At 73.6% G+C, this 9,942-nt stretch carries 10 protein-coding genes and 1 pseudogene; 5 read left to right on the forward strand and 6 right to left on the reverse strand.

Annotated features, from left to right (window positions below; all coding sequences use genetic code 11):
- Positions 1 to 33 precede the first annotated feature (33 nt).
- Both C5508_RS17985 and C5508_RS17990 read right to left on the reverse strand, forming a co-directional pair.
- A complete protein-coding gene (locus tag C5508_RS17985; protein ID WP_104526306.1) occupies positions 34 to 879 on the reverse strand; it encodes a methyltransferase domain-containing protein in 846 nt (281 codons plus the stop codon).
- A gap of 11 nt (positions 880 to 890) precedes the next feature.
- Complete coding sequence (locus C5508_RS17990; RefSeq protein ID WP_104526300.1) at positions 891 to 1,400, reverse strand: metallophosphoesterase family protein; 510 nt, start codon at positions 1,398 to 1,400, stop codon at positions 891 to 893.
- 120 nt (positions 1,401 to 1,520) lie between these two features.
- Between C5508_RS17990 and C5508_RS17995 the strand changes: the two genes are divergently transcribed.
- Both C5508_RS17995 and C5508_RS20045 read left to right on the forward strand, forming a co-directional pair.
- Positions 1,521 to 2,450 carry an MFS transporter gene (locus tag C5508_RS17995; protein WP_232797271.1) on the forward strand — a complete coding sequence of 310 codons (930 nt, stop codon included), beginning with the start codon at positions 1,521 to 1,523 and terminating at the stop codon, positions 2,448 to 2,450.
- The gene (locus tag C5508_RS20045; protein ID WP_198598167.1) at positions 2,447 to 2,869 is read left to right on the forward strand and encodes an MFS transporter; all 423 of its coding nucleotides are present in this window, start codon (positions 2,447 to 2,449) and stop codon (positions 2,867 to 2,869) included. Before C5508_RS17995 ends, C5508_RS20045 begins: the two co-directional genes overlap by 4 nt.
- Before the next feature lie 112 nt (positions 2,870 to 2,981).
- On the opposite strand, the gene C5508_RS18000 is transcribed toward C5508_RS20045, so the two are convergent.
- The 3 genes from C5508_RS18000 to C5508_RS18010 form a co-directional block, all read right to left on the reverse strand.
- Positions 2,982 to 3,914: a cytochrome c oxidase assembly protein gene (locus C5508_RS18000; RefSeq protein ID WP_232797268.1), complete on the reverse strand. Its 933-nt coding sequence runs from the start codon at positions 3,912 to 3,914 to the stop codon at positions 2,982 to 2,984.
- 128 nt (positions 3,915 to 4,042) lie between these two features.
- The gene (locus C5508_RS18005; protein WP_104526301.1) at positions 4,043 to 4,960 is read right to left on the reverse strand and encodes a cation diffusion facilitator family transporter; all 918 of its coding nucleotides are present in this window, start codon (positions 4,958 to 4,960) and stop codon (positions 4,043 to 4,045) included.
- 106 nt (positions 4,961 to 5,066) lie between these two features.
- A complete protein-coding gene (locus C5508_RS18010) occupies positions 5,067 to 6,149 on the reverse strand; it encodes a M23 family metallopeptidase (protein WP_232797269.1) in 1,083 nt (360 codons plus the stop codon).
- A gap of 4 nt (positions 6,150 to 6,153) precedes the next feature.
- On the opposite strand from C5508_RS18010, the gene C5508_RS19675 reads away from it, so the two are divergent.
- The 3 genes from C5508_RS19675 (at position 6,154) to C5508_RS18030 (ending at position 9,620) form a co-directional block, all read left to right on the forward strand.
- Positions 6,154 to 6,903, forward strand: a complete 750-nt coding sequence (locus C5508_RS19675; protein WP_157944144.1) for a hypothetical protein — start codon at positions 6,154 to 6,156, stop codon at positions 6,901 to 6,903.
- A 330-nt stretch (positions 6,904 to 7,233) separates the two neighbouring features.
- Positions 7,234 to 8,415 carry a zinc-dependent alcohol dehydrogenase gene (locus tag C5508_RS18020; protein WP_104526303.1) on the forward strand — a complete coding sequence of 394 codons (1,182 nt, stop codon included), beginning with the start codon at positions 7,234 to 7,236 and terminating at the stop codon, positions 8,413 to 8,415.
- Positions 8,416 to 8,726: 311 nt separating this feature from the next.
- The gene (locus C5508_RS18030) at positions 8,727 to 9,620 is read left to right on the forward strand and encodes an oxidoreductase (protein ID WP_104526304.1); all 894 of its coding nucleotides are present in this window, start codon (positions 8,727 to 8,729) and stop codon (positions 9,618 to 9,620) included.
- Between the two features lie 21 nt (positions 9,621 to 9,641).
- Here the strand turns inward: C5508_RS18030 and C5508_RS18035 are convergent.
- A pseudogene (locus C5508_RS18035) lies at positions 9,642 to 9,836 on the reverse strand (D-arabinono-1,4-lactone oxidase); the annotation flags it as partial.
- Positions 9,837 to 9,942: the final 106 nt, after the last annotated feature.

Here is a 9,942-nt window from a genome sequence, read left to right on the forward strand (position 1 = left end):
TGCGGGGGGGGCGGGGCGGGCGCGCCGCGCGCCCTACGACGGCCGCGTGTAGACGGCCAGGTCGACGGCGACCGTGACCGGCAGCGACGCCGGGAGGAGCTGCAGCGACGCCGCCAGATCACCCGGCGCGAGGTGCCGGGCGTGCGGCCCCATCCCGACCAGGGTGGCGATCGCCGGGCGGTCCAGCCGGGCCGTCCAACGGTGGCCGGCGGACGAGGAACGCCGCAGGTGGGGCTCGAGCGAGGCGGCCAGCCGCTCGGCCTTGTCGGGGTCGACACGGAGCAGCGCGAGCGGCCCGACGATCTCGGTCAGGTGGTCCGGCGCCGGCGTCACCACCACGAGCCGGCCACCCGGCCGCAGCACGCGGGCGATCTCCGCGCCGTTGCGCGGGGCGAACACGACCAGCACCCGGTCGGCGACGCCGTCCAGCAGCGGCAGTCGCGCCCACGCGTCGGCGACGACGGCCATCGCCCGGGGATGGGCCCGTGCCGCCCGGCGCGCGGCGTAGCGCGAGGCGTCCAGGACCAGGCCCACCGCATCGGGCAGGTCGTCGAGGACGCGGGCCAGGTGGTGCCCCGTGCCGCCGCCGAGGTCGACCACGGACCTCGGGGACGCAGCCCCGTCGACGACGGCGTCACGGAGCGCGGCGGTCAACGGGTCGTAGTGACCGGCGGAGAGGAACGCCACCCGGTCGGCGACCATCTCCGCCGAGTCACCTCCCGGCGGCCGGCGCCCCGGCGGCAGCAGCGTGAGGTGGCCCTGCCGGGCGCGGTCCACGAGGTGCCCGGCCGCGCAGCGCAGTCCCGCTCCCCTGTCGTCGACGCCGAACGGCGCGGCGCAGACCGGGCACGACAGCAGGGCGACCGCGCGTGGGTCCAGCGGGAGCGGGCTCACCGGCGGGGCGGGACCGGGTGGAAGGTGAGGTCGAGCAGCTTCCCCGCGTCGGCGACGGCGGTGACGTAGGTGCCGTGCGGCTGCCGCCGGCGATCGGTGGGCGACCCCGGGTTGACCAGGCGCAGGCCGGACGCCGCCCGCGTGTCCCACGGGATGTGGCTGTGCCCGAAGACGAGGACGTCGGTGTCGGGGAACCGGGCGGCGCACCGCGCCTCCCTGCCCTTGGCGTCCCCCGTCTCGTGCACGACGGCGAACCGCAGCCCCTCGACCTCGAAGCGGGCGACCTCCGGGAGCCGCACGCGGAAGGCGCCGTGGTCGTTGTTGCCGTGGACCGCGACCAGCCGCCGGCACCGCCGCTCGAACTCGTCCAGGAGCCCGAGGTCGACCCAGTCGCCGGCGTGCACGACGACGTCGGCGCCCTCGATGTCCCTCCACAGGGGATGAGGTAGGTCACGCGCGCGCTTGGGGACGTGCGTGTCGGAGGTGAACACCAGCGAAACAGGCACGACGACATGGTCCCAGGCCGTTAGGTTCGCTCCGGCCGGCGACCCGGCCGATCCCCCGCACGACCCCGAGGAACCCCCAACACGCTGACCTTCGGCGGCTTCCTGCTGCTCGGCGGCCGGATCGCGGACTTCTGGGGCCGCAAGCGGACCCACCTCATCGGCGCGGCCGGTTTCGCCCTCGCCTCGGCGCTGGGCGGCATCGCCAAGAACGAGGCCATGCTGTTCGGCGCCCGAGCTCTGCAGGGCGTGTTCGGCGCACTGCTGGCGCCGGCGTCGCTGGCGCTGCTCACCGTGCTCTTCACCGACCCCAAGGAGCGCGCCAAGGCCTTCGGCGTCTACGGCGCGATCGCCGGTGGTGGTTCGGCCATCGGCCTGCTGCTCGGCGGTGTGCTGACCGAGTACGCCGACTGGCGCTGGTGCTTCTGGGTGAACCTGCCGGTCGCCCTGCTCGCCATCGTGCTGGCCATCCCGATCGTGCCCGAGAGCAAGGCCCCCGGTGACACGAGGTACGACATCCCCGGCGCCGTCCCGATCACGCTCGGCCTGGCGTCGATCGTGTACGGGTTCACCCGCGTCGCCGAGGCGTCGCAGACGAACTCGTTCGAGGCCGCCGAGGCCAACGCGCGGGCCGCCGCACAGGGATCGACCCAGCTGGTCAGCCCCGAGAGCGGCTGGACCGACGGACCGGCCTGGCTGTTCATCGTGGCGGGCCTCGTGCTGGTGGCCCTGTTCGTCGTCGTGGAGATGCGCACCCGGAACCCGCTTCTTCCGATGCGCATCGTGCTCGACCGCAACCGCGGCGGCGCGTACCTGACCTCGACCCTGGTCGGGGCCGGGCTGATCGGCGCCTTCTTCTTCCTGAGCCTCTACTTCCAGCAGGTGCTCGGCTACGAGCCCGTGCACGCCGGCCTCGCCTCGCTGCCGGTCACCCTGGGCGTCTTCGTCTCCGCGGGCGCGGCCAGTGCCCTCGTGCCGCGGATCGGGCCGAAGCCGCTGATGGTCCTGGGTGGGCTGCTCGCCGCGGCGGGCTGTTCACGCTGTCCTTCGTGAGCACCGACACCGGTTTCTGGCAGCTGCCCTTCCCGGGCCAGGTCCTGCTGGGTCTCGGCCTGGGCTTCACCTTCGTGCCGCTGTCGAACCTGGCACTGGTCGGCGCGGGGGTGCATGACGCCGGGGCGGCCAGCGCGATGCTCAACGCCACGCAGCAGGTGGGCGCCTCCATCGGCACCGCCGTCCTCGCCTCCCTCTCGGTGGCGGCGATCAGCAACTACACCGCTGACGCACTCATCTCGGGGGGTGACCCGCAGGACCCGGCCCTCGGGCTCGGGGCGCAGGTGGAGGGCTACACGACCGCCTTCACGTGGGCCTCGGTCCTCCTGGTGGCCGGCGCCCTGGTCTCCGCCTTCCTGATCAAGGCGACCAAGGACGACCTGCCGGCCGAGGGCGACGCCGTCGTCCACGTCGGTTGACGGACCTCGCTGCCCCCCACGCCTCGGTGAAACACCCCGTCCTCCCCCACCTTCGCAAGCTCAGGTCGGGCCCCGGGACGGGGCGCCCCTGCAGCGAGGCCGTTCCATCACGTCAACCGCGGTCGGCCAGTGCGCGCAGCCGGGCGTTGTAGGCGGTGAGCTCCGCGTCCCCGTCGCGGTCGGCGGCGCGGTCGGCGGTGCGTGCCCGGCGCCCGTCCGAGCGGACCCAGGAGAAGAACACCACCGCCAGCACGAGCACGGTCGGGAGCTCCCCGAAGGACCAGACGACGCCGCCGGCGATGCCCTGGTCCCCCAGCGGGTCGATGCCCCACCCGGCCGGCGGCTCGGCGAAGCTGTCGACCACCAGCGAGCCGGCCATCATGATCGCGACGCCGAAGAACGCGTGGAACGGCACGGGGAGGAAGAGCTCGATCATCCGGCCGGGGTGGCTCAGCGTCCGCGGCCACGGGTCCTGCGCGACGATCGGGCCGAAGAAGAGCAGCCCGGTGACGACGAAGTGCGCCAGCATGAACTGGTGCCCGGCCGGGTTGGCCATGAGGACGTCGAACAGCGGCGTGAAGTAGACGCCGTAGAGGCTGGCAATGAACAGCGGCACGCTGAACAGCGGGTGCGCGATGAACCGGGCGAACCGGCTGTGCAGGGCGCCGAGCAGGAGCGCCCGGGGAGTTCCCGCGGCGCCGTGGCCGCGCGGCAGCGTCCGGAGGGCGAGCGTGACCGGGGCGGCCAGCAGGAGGAGCAGCGGCGTGATGAGCGACAGCACCATGTGCTGCGTCATGTGCAGGCTGAAGATCACCATGCTGTAGCCGTTGAACCAGGTGCCGGTGACGGCGAACAGCGACGCCGAGCCGGCGATCCAGGCCAGGCTGCGCCACCACGGCCAGGTCACCCCGGACCGCCGCAGCCGCAGGACCGCGGCCACGTAGACGACCACGCCCAGCACGCTCAGGACGGCGAGGACCGACCAGGGATCCAGGTGCGGCAGGAACAGCCGGACCGGCGTGGGCGGAACGCCTGGAACCCACATCCCCGAGTGGTGCCCGTGCTCCACCGCGATCTCCTCCTGTTCCCGTCCCTACGGCTCCCACTGTCCCACCGGGAGGCGAGGTGCTGGAACGGCCTCCCCTCAGGGGCCCGCGCCGAGCCTGCGAGGCGTCAGTCGTGGACGGGGGCCTCGTGCCCCGCGTGCGCCTCGGCCTCCAGCTGGAACGTGCAGTGCTCGACGTCGAAGTGGTCCCCCAGGCAGGCGCAGAGGGCGTCCAGCACCCGGCCCCCGTGACCGGCGGCCAGCGCCTCGTCGGTGACGACGACGTGCACCGACAGCACCGGCAGTCCCGAGGTGATGGTCCACGCGTGCAGGTCGTGCACGCCCAGGACGCCGTCGACGCCCAGGATGTGCGCCCGCACCTCGTCCATGTCCACACCCCGGGGTGCGGCCTCCAGCAGCACGTCGAGCGCCTCGCGGAGCAGGTGCCACGCCCGCGGCAGCACCAGGCAGCCGATGACGACCGACGCAACGGTGTCGGCGGACGTCCACCCCGTCGTCGTGATCACGACGGCGGCGACGATCACCGCCACCGAGCCGAGCGCGTCGGCCAGCACCTCCAGGTAGGCGCCGCGCACCGCCAGGGACTCCCCGCGGCCGCGCTGCAGCACCACCAGCCCGGCCAGGTTCACGACCAGACCCACCACCGCGATTCCCAGCATCAGGCCCGCGCCGACCTCGGGCGGATCGCCGATGCGGCGGACGGCCTCCACCAGCACGTAGCCGGCCACCCCGAGCAGGAGCAGCGCATTGGCGACCGCGGCCAGGATCTCCGCCCGCTGCCACCCGAAGGTCCGGCGTCCGCGGGCCGGACGCTGCGCCAGCGTCACCGCACCCAGGGCCAGGGCGATGCCCGCGGCGTCGGTGGCCATGTGGCCGGCATCGGCCAGCAGGGCCAGCGAGCCGGAGACGGCGGCGCCGACGACCTCCGCGGCCAGCACGGCGATGGTGAACACGAGCACGACAGCCAGCCGGCGGCGTTGCGGGCCGGCGGCCGTGCCCGACCCGTGCCCGTGCCCGTGCCCCATCGTCTGCTCCCTGCCCCGTCCCGGACGGACACCGCAGTGTCCCCCACGCATGACACCCCCGGCCGGATCGGTCCGGTCGGGGGCGTCGTAGCGGTGGTGCCGGTGATCAGATCTGGACGCCGCGCTCCCGGAGCCACGGCAGCGGGTCGATCTTGGTGCCGTTGAGGCCACCGACGTGCACCTCGAAGTGCAGGTGCGGCCCGGTCGACTGACCGCGGTTGCCGAGCAGGGCGATGGTGTCGCCCGCCCGGACCACCTGACCGGCCTCGACCAGGATCTCGTCCATGTGGCCGTAGACCGTGACGTCGCCGTTCTCGTGCTGGATGTACACCGCGAGTCCGAAGCCGCTCGCTGGGCCGGCCTCGAGCACGACGCCGTCCATGGCCGCGTACTCCGGCGTGCGCATCGGCGCAGCCAGGTCGATGCCGGCGTGCAGCGTGCCCCAGCGGGCACCGAAGCCACTGGTGAGCCGAGCGCCTTCGACGGGGAGCACGACGTCGGGGCGGGCAGCCTCGGCCGCCGCCTCCACCGCGAGCCGGTCGGCCTCGGCCTGCGCGTCGGCTGCTGCCGTGCGCTCGGCGTCGCGGACGTTGCGGCTGCTGACCAGACCCTGCAGGCGGGTCGTCGCCTCGGCGTTGGCCACGGCGAGCTCCGGTGGGGCCGCCTCGATGCCCAGCTGCTCGGCGACGCTCACCGATTGGCTGACCGTCGTCGTCTCCACCTTGGTCGGCTGCCCGGCGGCCGCGCCGCTGATGCTCAGCGCACCCACCAGCGCGGCCGCGAGGTGGAGCGAGGGACGACGGCGCGTGGACGGGACGCGCCGGGTCAGCAGGCGGCGGCCACGAGCGACCTCGGCGACGACGACGGCCGCGTCGGCGGCGGGCGCCTCCGGGACGTCCACCGACGCCGGGGGCTCGACCGGCTCGGCGGGGACGAGGGCGATCGCCGTGCGCTTGTACGGCGTCGGGCGCTGCGTTCCCGTCTCCGCAGAGGCTGCGGCCTTGGCGGCGATGGCCTTGACCACGACCGCGCGGGCGGCGGTGATCCGGGCAGAGCTCGCCGTCTCGGCGCGGTGCCGTCCACGGGGGCGTGCCGGCTGGGTGGCGGCCGTGACCGGTGCTGCGGCCGCGCTTCCGGCGGCCGGCCGAGTGGCGCGGGCCTTCGTCCCGGTCGGCTTGACGGTCGCCACGTCGGTGACGACCGGCTTCGTCGCTGAGGGCTTCGCGGCGGCGGGCTTCGCGGCGGCGGGCTTCGCGGCGGCGGGCTTCGCGGCGGCGGGCTTCGCGGCGGGCTTCGCTGCGGCCTTCGCGGCCGACGTGGCAGCCGCAGGCTTCGGCGCGGCCCTCTTCGACGCTGCGGGCTTCGGCGCGGCCGTCTTCGACGCCGCGGGCTTCGCGGCAGCGGCCTTCGTGACCGTGGTCCGCGCCGCGATCCGCTTCACCGGGGCGACGACAGCCGCCTCGGCGACGGCGGGCTCGGCGACGGCCGGCTTCGCCACAGCGGTCTTCGCCGCGGCCGGCTTCCGGACGGCCGGCTCGGCAGCGGCGGCCTTCGCAGCCACCGGCTTCGCGGCAGCGGTCGTCGCGCCAGTGGTCCCCCCGGCGACCGCGGCGGCGTTCGCCTGGGCGCGCTTGGCGGCGGCCGCGGCCTTGCGGGTTGCCGCCGCGGTGGCGGTGGCCGCCTTCGAACCGGCGGCCTTGGCCGTCGCGGTGCGGGCGACCTCGGCGCCGGCGGCGATGGTGCCGACGGCGGCAGCGGCACTGGTTCCCCGGGTGCCGGCGGTTCGGGTGCTGCTGCGGATGGTCGAGTCGGTGGTCCGGGCGGTTCCTGCGGGCGCCTTCCCCTGGCGCTGCGTGGGAACCGTGGACTCGGCCTTCTCCTCACCGGAGCCGCGGGACGAGGTCCTCGTCGTGCGAGCCGGGGCGGGCACCGTGACGGCCTGATCGGCCGGCACCGCGCCCTCTGCGAGAAGGCGGTCGTGGTGGAGCGAACTCATGCACCTGACTTCCGTCGGCGGACATTGCACTGCAGCTCCCGGGGAGAGGAGCGGGGCCCATGTAAACACGGCGTGATGGATTCGTGATCTGTGCCCAGGGGTATCGACCTGCAGTTATGTGAACCGGATCACCGGCAATCACGCTTGCGGTTCGACGTTCCGTAGACGGCAGATGACGGACGGTGACGGACGCGCCGTAGATGGTTGAGAGTCGCGCGATCTGGGTCACGGACGGCATTCACGGCCCGATTCGCGGTCCGATCGAGGGAGATTTCGTATGCGCGCAGTGACCTGGCACGGCCGGGCCGACGTCCGGGTGGACACCGTTCCCGACCCGGTCATCCAGGACCCGACGGACGTGATCGTCGAGATCACCTCGAGCGGGATCTGCGGCTCCGATCTGCACCTCATCGAGGTGATGGCGCCGTTCATGACCGTCGGCGACGTGATGGGCCACGAGCCGATGGGCATCGTCCGCGAGGTCGGCCGCGAGGTGACCGCCGTCAAGCCCGGCGACCGCGTCGTCGTGCCGTTCAACATCTCGTGCAACACCTGCTGGATGTGCTCGCAGGGACTGAACTCCCAGTGCGAGACCACCCAGAACCGCGAGCAGGGCATGGGCGCCTCGCTCTTCGGCTACACGAAGCTCTACGGCCAGGTGCCCGGCGGCCAGGCCGAGTACCTGCGGGTGCCATTCGGCAACACGCTGCCGATCAAGGTGCCCGACGCCCCGCTCGACGACCGCTTCGTCTACCTCTCCGACGTGCTGCCCACCGCCTGGCAGGCCGTCCAGTACGCGGGCATCCCCGAGGGCGGCAGCGTGCTGGTCCTCGGCCTCGGGCCCATCGGCGACATGGCCACCCGCATCGCCAAGCACCTGGGCGCCGGTCAGGTCATCGCCTCCGACGTCGTCCCCGAGCGGCTCGCGAGGGCTCGGCGCAACGGCATCACGGTCATCGACTCGACCACTCAGGCCGACGTCGTCGCCCAGGTGCGGGACCTCACCGACGGACGGGGACCGGACGCCGTCATCGACGCCGTCGGCATGGAGGCGCACGGGTCGCCCGTTGCTTCGGCCCTCCAGAAGGCGACGGCGGTCGTCCCCGACGCGATCATGGCCAAGGTCATGACGGTTGCCGGTGTCGACCGGCTCGCCGCGCTGAACACCGCCATCGAGGCGGTCCGCCGCGGCGGCACCATCTCGCTGTCCGGCGTCTACGGCGGTGCCACCGACCCGCTGCCGCTCATGCGGATGTTCGACAAGCAGATCCAGCTGCGCATGGGGCAGGCCAACGTCTGGCGCTGGGTGCCCGACATCCTCCCGCTCCTGATCGACGGCGACCCCCTGGGCGTGGACGACTTCGCCACGCACCGGGTCTCGCTGGAGGAGGCCCCGCAGGCCTACATGAACTTCCGCGAGAAGAAGGACGGCGCTGTCAAGGTGCTCATCCAGCCCTGACCCCTGGACGACGAGGCCCCGACCGGCACACCGCCGGCCGGGGCCTCGTGGCGTCCGGGGCGGTCAGGCGTCCTGTCGGCGCACCATCTCGGGCGATCCAGACGGGCGCGAACGGGGACGTGCAGCCCGGTGGTGTCGGGTGGTCCTCGAGCGCGCGGAGGCGCTCCCCGATGCCGACGGCCCGGGCACGGTGCCCGGGGTGCTCGACGTCGGCCGCACCCTACGGCCGGCGCCGGCCCGTCCCGGGTCCTGCGCGCGCGAACTCCGCCGTCGTCGCGCATGCCCGGCCCTCGGTGGGTAGGGGGCAGGGCATGACAGTCACCACCGCGGAGAAATCCGGCAGTCAGCTCCTCGGGGATCGAGAGGTCCGCCGGCTCGGCTACGGCGCCATGCAGCTCGCCGGTCCCCACGTCATGGGTCCGCCGGCCGACCGCGAGGCCGCGATCTCGGTCCTGCGGCGCGCGGTCGAGCTCGGCGTCAACCACATCGACACCAGCGACTACTACGGCCCGACCGTGGTCAACGAGCTGATCCGCGAGGCACTGCACCCCTATCCCGAGGACCTGGTCATCGTGACCAAGGTCGGAGCCCGCCGGGACGCGGACGGCGGATGGCCCGAGGCCCTCGACCCCGACGACCTGCGCCGGGCGGTGCAGGAGAACATCGAGCACCTCGGCGTCGAGGCCCTCGACGTCGTCAACCTGCGGATGCCCGGCTTCGCCGAGCCGGTGCAGCGTTCGCTGGCCGAGCCCTTCGAGGCGCTGGCGGCTCTGCAGCAGGAGGGGCTGATCCGCCACCTGGGCGTCAGCAACGTGACGCCGCAGATGTTCGCCGAGGCCCGGGCCATCGCCCCGGTCGTCTGCGTGCAGAACCACTACAACCTGGTGCACCGGGCGGACGACCCGCTGATCGACGCGCTGGCCCGTGAAGGAGTCGCGTACACGCCGTTCTTCCCGCTGGGTGGGTTCAGCCCTCTGCAGTCGGCAGCCCTGGAGACGGTGGCCCGGCGACTGGAGACGACGCCGATGCAGGTGGCGCTCGCCTGGCTCCTGGCCCGCTCCCCCAACCTGCTGCTCATCCCGGGCACCTCGTCGGTGGCGCACCTGGAGGAGAACCTGCAGGCCGCCGCTCGCGTGCTCGGTCCCGAGGAGCTGGCCGAGCTGGACCGCATCGGCGGGACCGGGGACCCCGACCCGGCCGGCTGAGCCGAGGTCCGGTGGCGCGCGTCAGTCGCGCGCCACCGGACCCAGCACCCGGTCGAGGTGGCCGTTGCCGAGCACTCCGGCCGGGTCGACGCGGTCGCGCAGCGCGACGAACTCCGCGAACCGCGGATAGCGCCCGGCCAGCGCGTCGGCGTCCAGTCCGTGGAGCTTGCCCCAGTGCGGTCGCCCACCCACCGCGCCCGCGATGCTCTCCAGCGCCGCGAACCAGCAGCCCGGGTCGCTGCCGGCGGGCGCCGACCGGCTGCCTGTCTCTTATACCAATCTGACGCTTCCGAAGAACGAGACAGTTTAGCTATCGGTTGTT

This window comes from Blastococcus atacamensis (genome assembly GCF_002938425.1).
Classification (GTDB): Bacteria; Actinomycetota; Actinomycetes; order Mycobacteriales; family Geodermatophilaceae; genus Blastococcus; species Blastococcus atacamensis.

Coding starts and splice junctions, on each gene's coding strand:
- C5508_RS18000 (WP_232797268.1), bottom strand. CDS start 3,914: ATGTGGGTTCCAGGCGTTCCGCCCACGCCGGTCCGGCTGTTCCTGCCG.
- C5508_RS18005 (WP_104526301.1), bottom strand. CDS start 4,960: ATGGGGCACGGGCACGGGCACGGGTCGGGCACGGCCGCCGGCCCGCAA.
- C5508_RS18020 (WP_104526303.1), top strand. CDS start 7,234: ATGCGCGCAGTGACCTGGCACGGCCGGGCCGACGTCCGGGTGGACACC.
- C5508_RS18030 (WP_104526304.1), top strand. CDS start 8,727: ATGACAGTCACCACCGCGGAGAAATCCGGCAGTCAGCTCCTCGGGGAT.